Source organism: Thaumasiovibrio clandestinus (assembly GCF_047250365.1).
Lineage (GTDB): Bacteria > Pseudomonadota > Gammaproteobacteria > Enterobacterales > Vibrionaceae > Thaumasiovibrio.
This window is the reverse complement of sequence record NZ_JBLBVL010000016.1, coordinates 1-18,401: the sequence shown is the minus strand read 5'-3', so window position 1 is coordinate 18,401 and position 18,401 is coordinate 1. Positions and strand designations below refer to the sequence as shown.

Genomic DNA, 18,401 nt, shown 5'->3' with positions numbered 1-18,401 from the left:
CCAGCGTGACGATTTGATACTAACTATGGCAAACAGGTCAGGTTTGCAGGTGGCCAGCGTGACGATTTGATACTAACTATGGCAAATAGGTCAGGTTTGCAGGTGGCCAGCGTGACGATTTGATACAAACTATGGCAAATAGGTCAGGTTTGCAGGTGGCCAGCGTGACGATTTGATACTAACTATGGTAAATAGGTCAGGTTTGCAGGTGGCCAGCGTGACGATTTGATACTAACTATGGCAAATAGGTCAGGTTTGCAGGTGGCCAGCGTGACGATTTGATACTAACTATGGCAAACAGGTCAGGTTTGCAGGTGGCCAGCGTGACGATTTGACGCAAACTAGGCCAGTTAAATTGATAAACCTGGCCTACTTGCCGTAGTGCTATTTCGTTTGGAAGAAAGAGTTAATGCGGCTCTTAATGCCCGGTTCGCCAGGCTTGACCGCTGGCACTATGTTTAGCGCCTTATGGCCTTTCAATTTTGGCGAGTCGAACTCAATAAGGTATTGGTCGCCGCTGCGGATCTCGCTAAGGTCCATTTTCCCGGCAAACAACATCCCGGTAAATACCACTAAGTCGCCTTTGTGCGGGCCATCATCGACAACATGAAACATACCACCACCCTTTTTGTAATCGTAGTGGCTAATCTGGCATAAGGCCGTTGCGGTTTCTCGCTGTGAGTTGTCATTGATCATTGATAAAACTCTCTTAATTGCTGTACTGACTCAAACATTGATTGCTGCAGCGTGTACTCACCGAAATCAATCTCTAATTGTTGTGACACCTGGCCTAAGACATCCACCAGCGTAACAGGCGGTAATTCATCACCGAATAAGCCGCCGCCCTGGCTGCTTGCCTGGTTTATCAGCTCGTTATTGATTGCATCGGCCATTGCTTTGAAAGCAGAGGTTAGACGTTTAGCACTTCGATTGTTAGCACTAATAAACATTGCTAGCGCGTTTGCTGATACGTTGTTTTCACCGAATAAGTCACTTTGATTCACTAGTTCTTCAATGCTTTGGCCGCTATCTTTTGCCTGGCGTACAAGCTCGGTTGCCTTGATTAGTGAATCTAGTGCCTCATCAGCCAATCCCGGCTCTTTAGCGCTTAACGATGGGATCTCGTTAACCTCAATAGAATCAATTGAGTAAGCATTGACATTTTCACTGCCTGGCGTTACTCTTGAATCATCAATGAGGGGTGATTGTCCACCACTAAGCTGGGCGACGCTACCTGCATTTAGCAGATCAGCGATCCTTCCGTGGTCACTCATCCTTTCATTGATCATATCCTCTTGCTCTGGCGTGTCCATCATATAGGGTTTAAGTGCCAAGTTTCTCTTGCCGTACCAATTCCCAAACTTCAATTTCAATTCCACTTGATAGCGCTTGCCATCAATATCTAGCTTAACCTTTGCAGACTCCCAATGAATCACGTCGCTGTTTTTTTCTGCCTTGTGATACGTAGCTATTTGGTCATCAGTAAATCTCATGGCTGGAAGAATCGCATCGATCCTGGCTATAACACTGGCCTTGATGGCATCAAGCCTATGAAGACCAAGGTTAGCTATGTCTGCTTTTGTCACCACAATTGGCACGTTTGGCCTGTCGGGATTGTAATAAATCGCGGCTTCCTTCAAAACGCGATTGTCCGTTAGGTTGTGCTGCCCTATATCCTTAGTTATCGCGCCTATGCCTAGTTCGATAGCAAATTGTTTTATTGCCTTCTTATTGCGACCTGCCGCATTCAGTGCTTTTTCGTACTTAGCGATCTCATCTGCCGGTATCTTGGGTACGTTTAACACATCGACAATCTGATCTGTTACTTGCTTATGTACTTCACCTGATGCGTGCTGCATTTGCACAAACGAACTGGCGGCACCATTTAGAGCGGTCAATACATTACGTATTTCTGGATCGGCCTCTTCACTTACCAATCGAACTAAATCGTCATTCTTATACGCTTTGGCAAAGATAGCGTTTTGCATTCTATCTATCAGTTGCTTTGTTGGCCTTCCGTCGGCGGTCATTAGTCCAGCCGACGCGCTTCTACCTATTTCGGTCATGAACGAGTGAATAAATGACTGATTATCCTTTGATAGCAAGTTGCCAGAATCGCCAGGATTGAACAAATCCATCATGTTAGTAGAGATCAGCTCTGAATCTACCCAAGCTTTTTCACTCGATGTCATCTCGTTTAGATCGCTTAGGTTGGAATCCCGCGCAAACTTCTCTCTATCGACCTCTGAGGTCCTTACGCGCACAAGTACAGGCGAGCGCATGGATTCAACTTTAGATGGCTCTAAGGCGTACAGAGCCGCGTTATCGACTAGGTATTGTTTGTATGCTTCGCCCTTCCCTTCCGCGTAACCTTTAATGATCGCAATTGTACGGCCATTGCCGGACTCAACAACGCGATCACTGCCGATTATTGGTGCGCCGTGGCTTGATAAGCCAGAATCGGCTAAACGGACCGGATCCAGATTGTTTGCAATGTTGTGGATCTGCTCAATCGATGATTGTCGATTGGTGCGGTCCCTTGGTTGCAGTTCTTGAGGGAATGCCGGATTTATTTGACCATCCAATGTGTGCGACGGGATCAACTCGCTAGCTTCAACGACGGTAAAGCCGGTTTCAACCTGATCGCCTTTTGCTGTGACTACGTAGGAAGTACGGCCTAACTCGCTCTTGCTTCCTGCTGCAGTTGGTGGCGCTGAATACCTATCGATGATTTGAATAAAGTCATCAATGGTTCGCGCTTTATTCAAGTCTGTTTTTAATTCTTCTTGTCGCATAACCTTCTCACTTTAGTAGGGGGGGAGTGCGAGATGGTTATTCATAAATACGTGATTAACTTACTAGTCGGCCTTCTACCTCAAACCAGGACAAAACACCGGTACTAACTTGATCGATTGACATGCCATCGGCGTAAACCTCTCTTACCGTAGCTTTGAAGTCTTCGACGTTCTGGCCGTTAAACTCACCCGCCAGGTATCGATCAAACTTCGCGTTGCGTGGTGCCGGTGATACCGGTTCGGGCGTTGGCAATTGAGTTGATACTTCAATACCATCATCAAACGAAGCGCGGCCGTCGAGCGGTAATGCGGACGTGTCTAGTTTGAATCCTTTCTCCCTAGCCATCTCATTAATGCTATAGGACCCCATTTCAACGTAATCACCTTTCACCTTCGCGCTATCGTCATACATCTTAGCGATTGGCAATAAATCGTAAATTTGCTCTGAATCAGCCAACTTAACGCCGTGGCGATAAACGGTTAGGCCGTCTTCTGACGATTCATATTCAATGACGTTAAGTACACGGCCCGCGTCGAGTTGTTTAACTACATCAATTCGCCAGCCTTGAACGTCGTTACCAACAACAACGGCTTGGCCTTGCAAGTTGGCCGCGTCTAGTGCTGCTTGGGCCTTGTGCTTCTTGGTCCATGCTGACATTTTGGCGTTAAGGATGTCGTCACCAGGCTTAACAGAATCAGCGATAGATGAAGAGTACCTATGCGTTTTCGGTCCTGCGTTAACCTGTTCTGGCTCTGGCTCTGGCGCATTAACAATATTGAATCTATGGCCGTGCTGATTCGTTTGATTGAGCATTTGACCCATCGTGATTGGCCTAATGTCCTCGGTTGGCTTGTTGCGCTTGAAACTAACGTTATTGGTGTTAAAGGCAACCGTGTTTGTCATTGTGGCCTTGGCGTTTTCATCGCCCTGAAAAACGCTAGCGCTGTATATATCAGGATGCCCGTAAGAATCACCATTGACTGTGAGCCTATAGCCATTCCCTAAGTCGTAGTTATCGCCTGGCTTCAATATTGTGTTGTTATTGGTTCCTGGCGGGTACGTAAGCGTAATAGGCCCCTTTGTTTCTACTTTAGGGGAATCAACTTTCAGCTTCGCCCATAGCTCCTTTCGCTTTCGCTGCAGTGCCAACTTTTCGCGCACAGAAGCGGCCGAATCAACGGCCGCCTTTGTGTTACGCAATTCACGTTGGACAGCTAGCTTTTCTCTAACTGATAGTGACATTACGCGGCTTCCTCCTGGTCCAGTATCTCTGTTACTTTGTCTGACACCTGTTCAATAAGCTGGCTGTGCTCATCTGCTAGCCCTGCAGCCTCGATTGCATCTAGTGCGGCTTCAAATCGATCCATGAAAGTGCCTGAGTCAATACCATCGCTAGAAAGTAAACTGTTTAGCTCTGATACCGCATTAACTGCCGGATCCGGTTCATTAACTGCCGGTTCTGGCTCATTAGCTGCGAGTGTTAGGCCTAATTCATTTTCCAAATCGTCGTAAAGATCTGAAACTTCCATCTCAAAGTCTTTTACGTCACTAGCGCTAATCGTTTCTGTTTCACCATTCGGTAGGTTTACTTTTTGTTTACTGATAATTGGCTTGATATAAACCCCGGCTTGCTTGAACGCGGAAAGTTGTGAAGCTGTTTCTGTAGGCATTTCACTAATGAATGTGGCCTCTTTGAATTGCTCGTCGATCTCGGTTAGTCGAACTTTTCTATAGCCGCTTTGACTGCGAAGCTGACGCACTACTTTCATGGACCCCGTTCGATCAACGAGTTCTGTCATGGCCTCGGCCAAAGCATCGTCTTTGCTTGCAATCTCGCTCATCAGTGCCATGACTGCGTTATGAGTCGAAATATCATAGTCACCGGTGTTAGCTAGCTGGTCCAGTTGATCCAATAAAGAAACAACCTCTTTTGCAATGTTATATACCGGCTCATTTTCAGGCACTAATGATGCAGCAACCGCTTCTAGTGAAGCTTGCTCTTTATCTCGCTCTGCCTGTCTAGCTATTCTTTCCTGCTCTGCTCTAGCTTGGCTTTCTTGCCTTTCGGCCTCGGCGTCATAGCCATCTTTTAGCTCTTCATAAGATAAGCCGCCATGAATTCTATCTCCCATTAGCTCATTCCAGGCCTGTTCTGAGTAACCATTGCTAACCCACTGCGAAAACTTCTCTTCCAGGCCTTTAATGGCGGCCTGATATTTGTCTCTTAACTTGGTTTCTTTTCGCTGATCTGCAGCAACGCGGCGCTCACTCTTGTAAAGCACATTTCCGTAGTCGTCATAGTGATCATATCGGTACTCATCTGAATCAATTTCATCCGTATGCTCTGACAAATTTTCATCAGCGGTATCAATTGACTTCAATTTGGTACGTATTGCTGACAACTCTCTTTTGCTTGGTTGTGGTACCGCATCGGTAGCAGGGCCAGCACTATAGAAATTGAGTTTCTTAGCGAAAACTTCTTTGCTTAGGTTTTTCTTGGCAAGTTCTAGCTCTTTGAAGGCTTTAGGATCTTCTTTTTGGTCCTCAAAAGCGGGCATCATGCGCCAATACTTATCAATACCGCGTGGAAATTTCTTCGTAAGTTCTTCAATCTTTTCTGCAGGAATAGCGGCACTATCAAACTCGCTAGCAATCTCGGCGGCGATATAGTCGGCGTACTGCAATGAAAGGTAATCAAGATCTTCTTTACTTAGAGATGTGTCGGCTTTCGCAGTGAGATCAACCAGTTCATAACCGCTTACTTCACTTTCTGGTAAAGCATCTTTATAGGCCACCAGCCCATGACGAACGCTTGAGACCTCAAACTTACCGCCAGTGTGAAGCATCGCCTCATCATGCGTTAGTGTTAGCGTTTGGCCGCCAGGAATGGCGCCAATACCCGGCGGTCGTGCTCGTAACCCATAGAGGTTTTCAACGGCATTTGGTCCATGCATATCTCGGGCATTCTGTAGCTTCAATTCCAGTGCTGCGCGGTCTGGATCTACTTCGGCCGTCGGCTCTGATTGCTCGTCATCAACTTGCGTACCTGGCGCATAGCGTGCTTTAGCCGCTTTCAGGCCTTCGGCGCGTTCTAGTGCGTCCCACACATGATGATTTTCAATGTGATCAATCAGCTTTTCAGGATGGGCCATACCGATTTGGTGAAGCGTGCGGCCAAACATGCCTATTTCATCCACAACATCGTAAGTCTCGATATTGAAGTCAATGGACCATGCGCCCGCTTTTACGCGTGGTGCTGTGTCGTCATAGTGCTTATTGAAATCAATCATCATGCGCAATTCTGCTAGGAAACTGGCTTTACGCTTGAGTTTCGAGACAGCTTGATAAGGCTTATGCAATGCGTGTTGCTGGCGTTTTGGCATGTTGCTATATGCAATGCTTAAGTGTTGCTTTGCATCTTTTAGCGAGATTTGACCGCGACTAAGATTTTCATAGATCGCATTCAAGACATCTTCCGGCTTTTGAGCGCCTGATTCTGGCGAGTTCTCGCCGCCTGGTAGCTCTTGCTCTGGATCTTTGGCGGCGGTCGGTGTCGCGGCATGGTTGTTATAATCAATAACGGGCATACCCGAAATGAGGTCGTGATAATCTAAGAAGTCAGGTATTTTATTTAGATCGAATAAGCGTTTACCTTCCTTGATGTAACCCTCTATAGCCTTCTGTTCTTGTTCAGTCGCGGTGACATACTTCGGTAGCTCTAACAAGACGTGCTCATACGTTTCAACGAGCAATTCACGCTTCATCGCTTTACGTGCTTTTTTCATCTTATTAGTGAGTGTCACAAGCTTTTTCTTGGCCATTACTGAGTTTTCGGTAATCGCTGCCATCTCATCGGGCTTTCGACCTAGCTTATCGCCTATTTCTTTATCCGTTAGATTATCTAAAGGGACTAGCGTACTGCCGCCATTGTGCAACGTCATAATCATGCGGCCAGTCTTACGATTCGTTGTCTTGAAATCGCTATGCGTCTTTTCCCACACTTCTTTAAGCAGTGCATTACGTACATTGCTAGGGAGTGAAGATTGCTGCTCAAGCTCGACACCTTCAACCGTGGCCTCTGCACTAGCGATATCAGCCGCAACATTTTGTTGAGGCTTCACGGCCATCAGCTTTTCAAGCTCATCACGTAATTTTTTATTAGTCTCTTCTAGTGACTCAATACGTTTATGCGTGGCGTCCAGGTTAACGCGGGCTTGCTCTGTCTCTTCGTTGACAGAGGTCAGTTTACTATCCAGTGTGGCCATTTCGCTTTCTATCGAATCGGCTTCGTTAGTCGCTGACTCGATATCATTTTCAAGTGACTTATTTTCAGCTTGTCGATCCTGGAATTTCTGTGAATTGCGGGCCGCGATATTCGATAGTACAAGTGTTGATTGCTGCAGCGAGATATCACTACCGCCGTTTGGTGCTACGGTATGCGTGACATCACGACTATTAAGCAGGAAGCGGAAAGCAAACAAGGTGTCATCGTTAGTGATACGAGATGGATCCCCGTTTGGTGCATGGAAAATAACAGAAATAGCCTGGCCATCAGATAGCGGTATTTTTGCCGTCATGATAGCAATAGCGCCGGACTTGCGAGGACGCGACACAATAGCGCCACCAGCTAATTGCCCGCTTTCTTCGTCGTCTTCTTCGGCATTGTGGCCAGCGGTTAAGCCGTTAGATTGAAGGTGACGGTTAAGCACGCGAATAAATGCTTTCATGGTGCGACCGATGCGCATACGGCTTGTTGTAATAGCCTCTGTCATAACGTCTTCGGCAACATCTAAGCCATAGAAATAGGTTGATTCAATGGCTTCTAGCGTCGCGGCTTCTAACATCAAATCAGCATCAGGACCTTGCATAAGGTCGCTGTAAGTATCGTTACTTACAGCCGCTACATGATCAATAACATTACTGACCGTGATTAGCTCATAAGGTGAAAACTTCATTATTTTTGAGCCTCCAAGGCGTTAGTAATCTGTTGTTTCAGTTCCTTGTTATCGAGGTTAATTTCATTTTTCCTCACTGTTTTCTGATTCAACTCGGTAGTGACTTCTGTCAATGCGGCTTCACTCTTTGCCAGTTGAGCGGCTAGTTGATCGCGGCCGTCGCGTAACGTACCTAGCCGGTCCTGTGCCTCTTGCGCCCTGGCCTTCAATGTACGTGAGGCCGGTCGGGTTCTCGCAGTGGCTTTAGGCTTCTTCATCTTGCGAGCCTGGCTTTTCTCGAAAGCCGGTAATGTTCGGTCTAAAGCTTTACCAAGGTTGCGAGCAAACGTTGAAACGTTCTTTGATTCCGGGATGGGATGCGCTTTACCGTTAATGCGGACTTGGAAGATGTCACCTTGATCGCCAATGACTAGCTCTGCACGCTGGCCACCGTCGATAGTTAAGATGGCCCTTTTAACGAAAAGACTGTCACGACGAATACGGCGGTTTGATGCTTCGACATCAGCCACCTTATGACCTGTTCGCCCCAATGCGGACGTAAGCTTTGATAGGCCGCGAGGTGTGACGTTATCAAAATCAACCGTGGCGTATTGGCTCTTTGAGTTAGATCGATTAGTCAATTTGAATGTCCTCTCTGATTACACTGATAAGAGGAAAAATCTTATAGAATGGATTAATGCGGCTTCCTGTGGTTTCGACTCTGACATCAAGCACCCACGGCCCTTTAGCCATTGGTAGCTTGTCACTGAATAGTAGGTATTCTCTTACTACTATTCCTGTCTCTGCAGACTCTAACGATCGAGGCTTACCGGCGATTACGGTTGATGGGTCCTGCTTATCACGCAAGACATAATTCATTTCACTAAGACATGTTCGCTTGGTCTTTTGAAAGCTCAACGCAAAACGGCGATATCCCTTAATGCCAGTGGATCGCTCGGCCTTGATTAGCTTGACTGCACCACGGCGCAAAATGAAGCGGTCCGCAAGCGCAAGAACTAGCACGCCGACGCTAGAAACAATGTACGGCATCTGTTCGGCCATCATCATTTGTTGTTACTCCTGTTATTTAAACCTAAACGCTGACCAACTAATGCAAACAGGCTTTGTTTAGCTGTGTGCATAGTCTCCTGGCTGTTATTCGATAGAATCATCACACCGGCGCACGTAAATGCGGGATTGGCATCGAATGCATGGCCAATCATGCCGACGGTCACGCCGACGCACATCGATAGTGATATTTCAGCAAGAAAGCCAATGATCCCTTTGTTAATGCGCTTATCTCTAATTCCCTGGAAATAAGAACCTAACCCCGAAATGATGGATAGAAGCGCTAACAAGATGGTCAACTCAAAATCTAAAGTCATGTAAGACTCCTTTGCTGACATTTAGATGCACGGCGGACCTGGCATAGCCTGGCCCGCCTTCGAATACGATTAAAATAATTCGTCGTAGTCGCCTGATGCGTCGGGAGTGTCACCAAAGTTAAGGTCTTGTTTCGCCTTATAGAGATCAATTTTTTGAGCGGCAAGGTTTGCAGCAGCCGCAGCGGTTACGCCACCAGCAGCAATCGCGGCCTTTTCGGAATGGTGAACTTTTCGCTCGACAACATGAAAAGTACGTAGCTTTTGACGCTCGTCTTTTTGTCGATCTTTCATATCATCAGGTACGGACTGACAACCTGATAGCACTAGGGCCGCCAGGATAGTAGCAATGGACTTTTTCATTTTTAACTCTCTCTAAGTTGGTTATAGAAAGAGTGCGAGGGGGTTGCAATATATTAGCGGTTTGAATCTTGTTTAGCTATCAACAAAATACCGCCTTGCGACTAGAACAGAGCAAGGCGGTAGCACAAAGAGTTTAAATGTATGGCTAAACCAGGTGAAGGTACCTTGACTGTTCCACCTGCGACTTCAATACATAGTGGTGCTTGAATTTATGCGCGGCGGGCATTTCAGGCGCATCTATAATGATAAAGTGTCGAGGCCGAACTTCATCAAATAACCCGCAATCTAGCCACCCTAAATCGAGGTTCTTTCGCTTTAGGTAAAACTCATAACCCTTTCGATCTGCTCTCGGAAACCCAGAAGGCAACGGCTTGGGCGTATTTGGCGTTAATGCCTCTTTCGCTGCCATGTACTCGTCGAGCGATTGAGAAAACTCACCATCTTGCCAGTATATCGTCAGGTACTTCAAGGCTTGGAGGTTAGACGAATACAAAGGCGCAATATCTATCGTGTAAAGCCCTAAGACATACGGTGAAACAATATCAATAGTTAGACCATTGATATTGAATTTCGACCTGCAATAGCCATCCGATACGCCAGCATATCCGCTACGAATATATTTACCGCCGCGATTTTCAACGAGCCGCTTTATGTTATCAATCGTATCATGAACATACATATCGAGGTCTTGCAGACCAGCCAGCGAGCCACCCTCTCTTAATGTTCGCGCTGCGCCGCCTGAGACAAACATATCTGCGCCATAAATGGACTGCAAACCACTGATGATCTCCATAACCTCGTCGTGGGTCATCTCTGAATCAGATACCCCCCTAGACCAACTCGGAGGCCCACTCGGCCCTGCTGGCTCGGAGTGAAAGTAAATATGTACGTTATCTACCCTGTGAACTGCCCGCTCGGGTGGAAACTCTTTGTGATAGTAAACGTTAGATATATCAGCCATAAACCTTCCGTCATGCGGGTGAGACATGAAGTCAATACTTGCAAATATATGCGGCGACACGCGCCCCACATGCCCAAACATGTGGCCTGAGTGTTCGATCTGCCATTGGTTGTAGTCATTATCCACGTCGTGGATGTTATAGAATTCATTACCAGTAACATCTCTAATGTTGATAATCTCGACGCGGTCATCGCCACCAGACCCCAGGATTGTGCCAGTTGCAATTACGTTTTGTGTGAAAACTGGAACTACATCAAAGAAAAGGGTGCAGCCTTCGGCGTCTTTAATGAAATCAAACAAATCATGCGCCGCGCCAACATCGTCAGGATTGAGCGCGTAAATCATCATGCCTGACCACCAATCCATTCTTATGCGAGCGTAGTGATGCTCACCCTTATTGTTATAACCTTCTACCTCAATAGCCAGTTTCCAGTAGCCACGCCACATAAACCTTTCTGTCGCACTGAATACTACGTCACCGTAGGTAACGACAAACGAACCCGTGATCCGCTCATGGGCTATATCACCCCAATCAGGGGGAGTAATACTTCCAAACTCGCCAATCTTGAAGCCGTAAAGCTCCCCGCCACTCTCTTTACCTACGACCATTCTATAGTCGCGCAATGAAGCACCATGAAAATCACTCATGGACACACGACCGCTATCCATGCCAAAGGCATCAGCGGCTTCACCCATTGATAAAGAGCCGCTATGACCTAGCGCGTCAGCTATGTCCGACATAGCTATTTCGCCAGAGTCGGGAATGTCAAAATTGTTAGGCTTTTCGACTTGGCGCATTATCTCTTTGAGGCTTTCTAGCTTACTTGTCACGTAAAGCAGCCTCCAAAATATCGAGTCGTTTATTTTGTTCTTCGATAACGTCAATCAGTGCGGATATAGCATCGTAAGAAGTCACAGCCTTTCCGTTGCGTTCACGCCCCTTCTTTTTGGTGTAAGCCTGAACTTTATTGCGCGCAGCGGTTCTGCCGTGAAACGCGGTAATATCACCACCTGCGCGAAGCTCATAACTAACATTAACGTCTTCGCCAAAATTGACGTGGTTATCGAATGTCTTATTCCCGTTGTAGATAGTGTCGCCATTAATCGGCGCGTACTGTGAGTGAGCGTGTGAGGTTGCAGCCGCGCCAACATCAGCAGCAGCCAATGTGACGTTAGCACTTAAGGGCTTGCCGTTAATCGTTCGGCTTGTTGGCACGTAAGCGTGCGTATGGTCCACTTTTGAGTAAACCGTATCGTGGTTGTGGGCGCTAGTCGCCGCGCCAACATCAGCAGCAGCCAATGTGACGTTAGCACTTAAGGGCTTGCCGTTAATCGTTCGGCTTGTTGGCACGTAAGCGTGCGTATGGTCCACTTTTGAGTAAACCGTGTCGTGGTTGTGGGCGCTAGTCGCCGCGCCAACATCAGCAGCAGCCAATGTGACGTTAGCGGTTAAGGCCTTGCCGTTAATCGTTCGGCTTGTTGGTACTCGGGTTGCGATTTGAAGGTCTAAAAGTTTCTTATTTACTGTGTGCTCTTCGTTTTCCGCTTCAAAAGCGCTTGATATCGGCCCGCTAACATCTAGCCGACCATAGATTTTTGTACTGCTTAAATCAGCCATTTTACTCTCTCTTTGTTTAGGGGATAGAGAGAGTGCGGGAGGGCTAATTACTTAATTATACTTCTGAAAAGCTATTGGCATAAAGCATTCCTTGACATGCTCCCCGACATGAATGACGGGGCTCCTGAATACAGGCGATGACAAATCACAGTTCTGAAAATTCACTAGCATGACAAATGCCTACTTCTGCAAATTCCGCTACGCCCTCTATCCATGACTGCTCCTGAAATATCTCACTTTCAGTCAGGGCGCGGTTAAACACTTTGAACTTTTGAACGGAAAATAGATTATCGCGAAGCTCGCCAGCGTATGTTCTGCCCGACGCAAACCCAGCGCCACCAGCAATCCACCCGATTGCATCATTGGCGTTACGCACTAGGGCCCCATTGAGATAGAACTTAATGTTTTCACCCGACTTTACCACTACCATGTGACACATCTCGCCCAGCGGCGGGATCGGGAAAGACGCTGATACGTAATTATTGGCACTGTCGGTGCATCTGTAATACGCTTGCATGAAGTTGGTGTGCGAGTTAACGCCGAAATTGAGACTTAGGCCGTGCGTGTAATCACCCACACAACAAAGACCCGTGCGAGGTTCGCCCTCCATGCTGACTTTCGGTGTGAACGCTATCACCATTGTCATGTTATCGACGCATTGAGCCATTAAATCGGCATCGGCCGTAATAACGTGACCAGAAATCAGCCCTTCACTGTTTCGCTCATAGTTGCTGTCTTTGCTCCATGTAGCATCACTAAACGCGAGGGAATCGTCGCTACGCTGGTGATCAAAAAACGCAATCAGTCCGTTAGTGTTACCCACTTCACTAAAGCTACCAGCATTAAGCGCCCCAGACTCAGACACGGACTGCGCATGAAAATCACCTGTAAATGCCAGCTCTGCCCTGTAATACACTATTGCACCATCATCATTGCGACGACGACCTTCGGAATACTCCATCATTTTACGACCGTTCTTTAACCCTGCTAGCAACCATGTGCCTCGCGTTTCCACGGCACGAGGATCTGATTCACACCCAAACATCGGTTTAAGATAGTCGTCAAACAGGCTTGCGTTCATTCCAGTGCTAGCGTCACACATTGCGATAGTCAGTAGCCAGCCGTCTTCCATGCGATCAATTGCATCTTTGATGTAATTAGCCGCGCCGTTAGCGCCATCGACTTGATCGGGATGATTTACAATAACCTCGCCACCCCATTCGTAATACTGCGATGTTGTGCCTGAGTAGGTATCTAAGTTTCCGTAGCCACGCAAATTCATTCCGGTATCAAAGATGCAGAAGTTAAGCCCCCGAGATGAATTAATACGACCCTGCTTTATATCGTTGATATACGTCCCTGCACTTGCGCCATTGGACACGGACACAACATCAATGACCAGCTCGCCTTTGTCGTCCCAGCCTTCAATGAGATCCTTTGCAAAGAACTCGCCCTGCTCTGTTACTTCGGCTTTGACGTTCATGATGTCAATGATGTCATCTTTGCTTAACACGGTGCCATAAATACGCATATCTGCTACCGCGCCTAAGAACGTTGCAGTGGTATTGTCTGCCACCCTAGCGCAATCCAATATTTTTAATATGCCATTACCAGCACCAATAGCACGCGGCTCGCCTTGATGAGTGTATTTTAGAACGCCGTTAACATAGAACAACGTTTCACCCGTCGCGCCGCGATAAGTCACAGCGAGGTGCTGCCATTCGTCATCAACGGTCAACCCTACGAGGGCGTTTGAGGCGATTTGCGTACCACCGACCCCACCGTAGAGCGTCCCTCCCGCCTGACTGTGATCCCACCCAGTACCCAGCGAGAATCCGCCATTAATAACCCCCCAATGCGCACCGCAAGAGACCCATTTTGAATCAAGTGATATCTGCGAGTCCCTGTTCATCCATGCGCACCAAGTAAAATTCTCGGCTGGTGGCGTGTACTCAGGACAACGCCAGCTAAATGAGCTGCCTCTATCCCAGTAGTTGTTTTCCGAATACCGCCCCCTGTTGCCTGAGTGCGGGATCACAAGTGCGGTAGCGCCTGACGGGCAAGGGGAATATTCCTTTTTTGAGCTATTAACAACATGTGAATCGAACGCCTCACGTATCACGGGATGACCGTAGCGATAGTCCGTGTAATCGCGCTCGACGGTGACGAGATCGGCGTCATGCCCCAATCCTGACACGTCGTGCAATGTCATCACTTCCGTTGTTGTGAATCGCCCTGTCTCATCATTTTCGGCGTAAGGGTTGGCGACGTGCGTACCAAACTCGAACTGTGCATTTTTAAAGTATTTGTCGCCCTTCGCGCCGTAATGAGAATAAAAATAAAGCGTGGCTACCGATTCCCGCGACCAGTCCCATCGATCATCAATCTCAAACTCAACAGTCAAACGCTGCCACTGTTTAGATTTTGTCGGCTGAATATCAACGGTCTTAGCAAAGGATCTAAGTTCTGTGCCTTTTAATGGCCGATACAGCCCGACTCGCCAATGCGGGATGCCCTCGCCAATGTCCTCGCCGTACACATCAACAGACAGCACAAAACGGCGACCTTTGCGGCGCACGTCGGGATCTTCGGTGTAGTACGGATCTTCACCGCAATCAATGTCTGAGTTGCTAAAAACATTGTGTGACATGCCTTGCCAGCCACCATCTAGATTATTCCCCCAAACGCAGATCTCGTTTTGAAACAGTGTGTGATGAGCGTGACGGCGATTTCTGTCGAGATCGGCCCCACCATTAAACCCGCTCAACCAGCCCGGCACCGCGTAGGTATTCGGGTGTAAATCCCAGTCCCAGCCAATTGTAGAGTTCTCAGGGGTACGCAGCACCGCGCCTGTAAAGCCGCTATTGTGAATGCGGTTTTCAAACTTGGGTTTAAGCCCTTTAAAATCGTAATGCGCCTGTAGCGCCTTCGATATGTCCTTGACCTCTTTATCTGAAATCCAATGATCATAAACGCGCACATCTGACAGCTCGACGGCGGGATCATAGACTGAACTGTTATAGTCCGTTGACCAGTGGAACAGGTCGAGATGATCTGGGAGATTTAACTGTGCGTAATCGTCATGCCTAAACTCTACTTTGCCATCCACCAGCAGCTCGAACGTCGTGCCTTTTTGACGCAAAATCAGGTGATGCCAACTTCCTTTTATGTTCGTTTTACCGAAATAAGTATGGAAGGTACGACTATCGCCAGTGCCTGTATTACAGCAAATGCGGTAGTCATCATTGCTTGCATGGCGCACCGTGATCCCCATGCCCGAATTAGTGCGATTATTATGATTGGTTACAAGCCCGTTAGCGGTCTGCCCGACCGTTTCGTTGACCTTCGCCCAACAAGCTATCGTCATGCCGTTCGATGCAGGCATGTGAATTTTGTTAGCAGCGCGGAGCCATCCTGCACTCTTGGGTACAGAGCGGCGATACCCCCGCCCCAGCGGGGTAGAGGCATCATGAGTCACGCTGGCACTGCCGCCTAGAAAGGAAAGATGATTGTTGTTGCCTGACCAATCTTTCGTGTCTTTGTGTAACGGATACCACGCAATCAAACTCATCTATTAAATCTCCTCTTCTGGTGCGGTCGGCGTGTCCACGCTTGGCGGGGTAACTGGATGGGGGCGTGTTGCGGCAAGTATGCGCTGTGGGAACACGAATTGCAGTGAGCGACGTTCTTCGCTGTAGCGAATACCTGCCTCGGCATTGCCAATTTCAACCCCGTCGGTAGCTGTCACCGTCGCCGCCTCAACTACAGGCGCAGTAACTACCTCAGTTGCTTCGAGGGTTGGCGCTGTCACTTTGTCGGAGAAGTCGCCCAGAACGCCGTAAATGCCCTTAAAGCGCCATGATGCGTTGCCGATCGTGCTATTGCCATTACTTGCCGGAAGGAAGCCTGTTGACGTACTCGCAGCCTGTACCCACTTGCCGGACTTGGCACGTATGAACGAGCCGTTGTCTTCGAACTTGCTAGCACTGGCTATCTGCGCATCAACGTAGTCTTTGCGAGTAAGGTCATTAGCTACGCTAGGTGCTGCCGCATTGGTTCTCACCTGACTGCCGAACGTTGCCAAGCCCGAATTATTAAGACGCATGCGCAAACCATCACCAGAACTTCTAATGACGAAATCAGGGGTTGCATGAGAGCCACTACCACCAAAGCGCAAGGTGTATTCTTTGGCTGCATTGTCGGCGTCATTTCCCCACTGGAAATTAGCAGTTCCACCACTGTCGATTTGACTAGCGTGTGAAATACCGACTCTCTCACTGGATCTTATGACTAAGCGATTCGTTAGCGTCTTCACACCGCCGATATTTTGATTACCAGTCAATTTAACGGTAGCGGCATCAAGCGCCGTGATTGCTGTTTCGTTAGTTGTGACGCGAGTGGTAAGAGCTGAAACATCAGAGCCAACAGACGTAACAAGCCCATCAACGTAGTCTTTGCGGGTTAAGTGATTAGCTGCCGTTGGCGCTGGTTGCCCCGCCGACACTTGACCTCGCGCACTAACGTTACCGCTATGGGTAATCGACAACTGAGTATGACCGCCAGCGCCACCCGTCAACGATCTGAAAGCCCAACCACTAGCAGCATCCGCCTTGTCTGACGCTGCATAAAATGTGGCGTGACCTGCATAACCGCCAAGGCTAATCAGCGCTGACACATTAGCAATACCTTTCCCGCCAAAGGCTAAACCTTGCGTATTCGCGCTACCTCTGGCGATGACCAATTGATCGCTCACTGTCTTGTTCGTTAGTGTCTGCGCGGCAGTTAGGCGAGCAACTGTGCTATCAACCGCGAATGTACGGTTAGCCGCCAATGTACCGCCACCAGTTAGACCATCACCCGCCGTCAGGGTGAGCGATTCAGCCGCTTGCTTGACGTTAATGACATTGCTTAGCCCAACATCAGCATTAGTTGGTTTGAAGCTGGTGGAGTAGATTTTGCTGCCTAACGAGTTAAGATCAGCGCTTGCGCCATGATACAGGTGTCCATCCGAACCCATGCCGAAATAGGTGGTATTGCTCACTCCCTGAAACGCCATGCTGACATTACTTGTGTTATCAGTCCGGTTCAATTTCAGTTTTGCAGCGCCACCCGCTGAGCGAACCTCAAGCGCGCCCGTCATCACATCGCCAGACTTATCGACTTTTGTTGCTAATTCGTTGGTAATCGCGGCGATTTCGCTATCTGCATCTTCTAGCGCCTCCTGCAGCTTCTTTAGCGTGTCGTATGCACCATCCGCCCCACCGATTAGATCGCTAATTAGGCCGTCAGTGTAGGTCATTGATACCTGGATCTGCGTATCAACGTAATCCTTTCGTGTTAATGCATTAGTGGCAGTGGATTGGTTGGCGGTACTGATTGGATTGACACTAAATGTTTTCCCGCCAGCGACCACCTGCGCACCTTCTAGCGTCATGAATGAGCGCCAGCTAGACCATGCGTTATTTTCTAATGAGCGGAACCCACCATAACCATTACGGAAGACCACTTGTGAACCATAGCTAGCATTCGCCCCGTGCGGAATATAAATGCCGTGGGTTGCGCCACTGGTTGAACCGCTATCAGAAGCCATGACTTGATGCAGCTTACCCGCTACTCGGTTCACTGCGTCATCAAATGACCCAGCCGTACTGGCGACGTGATGATGAAGTAGCGATAGCGCATCGCTATTGTCGGTAACGAGCTTATCAACGTAGTCCTTTCTCGTTAGAGCATTAGCAGAGGCAGACTGTGCAATATTGGTTAGTATGGCGTTCTTTCTGACTTCAAGCGCAGGATTGTTCCACGGGCTTTCACCAAAACCAAGCGAGATCCTTTCTATGTGATCACCATCGCGACCGTAGCCCATCATGCCAGCAATTCGTTGACCGCCGTCAGCAGTAAAGGCTATCCCTCGGGCCCATCCACCGGATATGCCCGACGTGTCCACCTCAATGCAATTGGACGATGACGCTTTAAATTGCAACGTGCCCGTCATTGTATCGCCCGCACGATTAACCTTTTTGGACTCTAGGGCGTCAGTTAGCGCTTTAACATGGTCATAGCGGGTTAGTGCATTCGAAAGCGTTGACTGGGCAGCATGAGTAAACAAACCTGCCGCTGAAATAGTGGCGTAACGGTTTGCCTCGGAACTCAGGGCGGCATCTCTACCAAAGGCAAAGTCTTGGGTTGTTCGCCCAAAGTACAGCGTTGTGCCGCCTTGCTGTTCAAATGCGATATTGATATTAATTGGCGAGTTACGAGTAAGGGTTAGCGGAGTTGCCCCCACTTTGCCCAGTGTCGCGCCCTTGTCGTTGGCAACAATAAGCTCGCCCGAAATGGTGCTTTTA

12 protein-coding genes are annotated in these 18,401 nt (G+C 48.2%); all 12 read right to left on the bottom strand.

Going from position 1 to position 18,401, the window contains the following annotated elements; translation table 11 throughout:
• Nucleotides 1-384: 384 nt before the first annotated feature.
• Nucleotides 385-696: a hypothetical protein gene (locus ACKLNH_RS16545; protein ID WP_413113365.1), complete on the bottom strand. Its 312-nt coding sequence runs from the start codon at nucleotides 694-696 to the stop codon at nucleotides 385-387.
• Entirely contained in the window at nucleotides 693-2,795 is a 2,103-nt protein-coding gene (locus tag ACKLNH_RS16540; RefSeq protein WP_413113364.1) for a hypothetical protein, read from the bottom strand. The genes ACKLNH_RS16545 and ACKLNH_RS16540 overlap by 4 nt, the downstream gene beginning before the upstream one ends.
• A 55-nt stretch (nucleotides 2,796-2,850) precedes the next feature.
• Entirely contained in the window at nucleotides 2,851-4,038 is a 1,188-nt protein-coding gene (locus ACKLNH_RS16535; protein ID WP_413113363.1) for a hypothetical protein, read from the bottom strand.
• A complete protein-coding gene (locus ACKLNH_RS16530; protein ID WP_413113362.1) occupies nucleotides 4,038-7,751 on the bottom strand; it encodes a defense against restriction DarA-related protein in 3,714 nt (1,237 codons plus the stop codon). The genes ACKLNH_RS16535 and ACKLNH_RS16530 overlap by 1 nt, the downstream gene beginning before the upstream one ends.
• Nucleotides 7,751-8,371 (bottom strand): defense against restriction DarA-related protein, encoded by a 621-nt coding sequence (locus tag ACKLNH_RS16525; RefSeq protein WP_413113361.1) that lies wholly within the window; start codon nucleotides 8,369-8,371, stop codon nucleotides 7,751-7,753. The genes ACKLNH_RS16530 and ACKLNH_RS16525 overlap by 1 nt, the downstream gene beginning before the upstream one ends.
• On the bottom strand, nucleotides 8,364-8,798 hold the full coding sequence (locus tag ACKLNH_RS16520) for a hypothetical protein (protein ID WP_413113360.1): 435 nt from the start codon (nucleotides 8,796-8,798) through the stop codon (nucleotides 8,364-8,366). The genes ACKLNH_RS16525 and ACKLNH_RS16520 overlap by 8 nt, the downstream gene beginning before the upstream one ends.
• On the bottom strand, nucleotides 8,795-9,115 hold the full coding sequence (locus ACKLNH_RS16515) for a hypothetical protein (protein ID WP_413113359.1): 321 nt from the start codon (nucleotides 9,113-9,115) through the stop codon (nucleotides 8,795-8,797). Before ACKLNH_RS16515 ends, ACKLNH_RS16520 begins: the two co-directional genes overlap by 4 nt.
• A 69-nt stretch (nucleotides 9,116-9,184) precedes the next feature.
• On the bottom strand, nucleotides 9,185-9,475 hold the full coding sequence (locus tag ACKLNH_RS16510; RefSeq protein ID WP_413113358.1) for a membrane lipoprotein lipid attachment site-containing protein: 291 nt from the start codon (nucleotides 9,473-9,475) through the stop codon (nucleotides 9,185-9,187).
• 145 nt (nucleotides 9,476-9,620) lie between these two features.
• Complete coding sequence (locus ACKLNH_RS16505) at nucleotides 9,621-11,267, bottom strand: hypothetical protein (protein WP_413113357.1); 1,647 nt, start codon at nucleotides 11,265-11,267, stop codon at nucleotides 9,621-9,623.
• Entirely contained in the window at nucleotides 11,257-12,054 is a 798-nt protein-coding gene (locus tag ACKLNH_RS16500; protein WP_413113356.1) for a hypothetical protein, read from the bottom strand. Before ACKLNH_RS16500 ends, ACKLNH_RS16505 begins: the two co-directional genes overlap by 11 nt.
• Nucleotides 12,055-12,199: 145 nt before the next feature.
• Nucleotides 12,200-15,625 carry a LamG-like jellyroll fold domain-containing protein gene (locus tag ACKLNH_RS16495; protein ID WP_413113355.1) on the bottom strand — a complete coding sequence of 1,142 codons (3,426 nt, stop codon included), beginning with the start codon at nucleotides 15,623-15,625 and terminating at the stop codon, nucleotides 12,200-12,202.
• A 3-nt stretch (nucleotides 15,626-15,628) separates the two neighbouring features.
• On the bottom strand, nucleotides 15,629-18,401 hold a 2,773-nt coding region (locus tag ACKLNH_RS16490), incomplete at its 5' end, for a hypothetical protein (RefSeq protein WP_413113354.1).

What these genes read in the sequence shown, in the direction of transcription:
- ACKLNH_RS16545 (WP_413113365.1), bottom strand. Translation starts at nt 696, where the DNA reads ATGATCAATGACAACTCACAGCGAGAAACCGCAACGGCCTTATGCCAG.
- ACKLNH_RS16540 (WP_413113364.1), bottom strand. Translation starts at nt 2,795, where the DNA reads ATGCGACAAGAAGAATTAAAAACAGACTTGAATAAAGCGCGAACCATT.
- ACKLNH_RS16535 (WP_413113363.1), bottom strand. Translation starts at nt 4,038, where the DNA reads ATGTCACTATCAGTTAGAGAAAAGCTAGCTGTCCAACGTGAATTGCGT.
- ACKLNH_RS16530 (WP_413113362.1), bottom strand. Translation starts at nt 7,751, where the DNA reads ATGAAGTTTTCACCTTATGAGCTAATCACGGTCAGTAATGTTATTGAT.
- ACKLNH_RS16520 (WP_413113360.1), bottom strand. Translation starts at nt 8,798, where the DNA reads ATGATGATGGCCGAACAGATGCCGTACATTGTTTCTAGCGTCGGCGTG.
- ACKLNH_RS16515 (WP_413113359.1), bottom strand. Translation starts at nt 9,115, where the DNA reads ATGACTTTAGATTTTGAGTTGACCATCTTGTTAGCGCTTCTATCCATC.
- ACKLNH_RS16510 (WP_413113358.1), bottom strand. Translation starts at nt 9,475, where the DNA reads ATGAAAAAGTCCATTGCTACTATCCTGGCGGCCCTAGTGCTATCAGGT.
- ACKLNH_RS16500 (WP_413113356.1), bottom strand. Translation starts at nt 12,054, where the DNA reads ATGGCTGATTTAAGCAGTACAAAAATCTATGGTCGGCTAGATGTTAGC.
- ACKLNH_RS16495 (WP_413113355.1), bottom strand. Translation starts at nt 15,625, where the DNA reads ATGAGTTTGATTGCGTGGTATCCGTTACACAAAGACACGAAAGATTGG.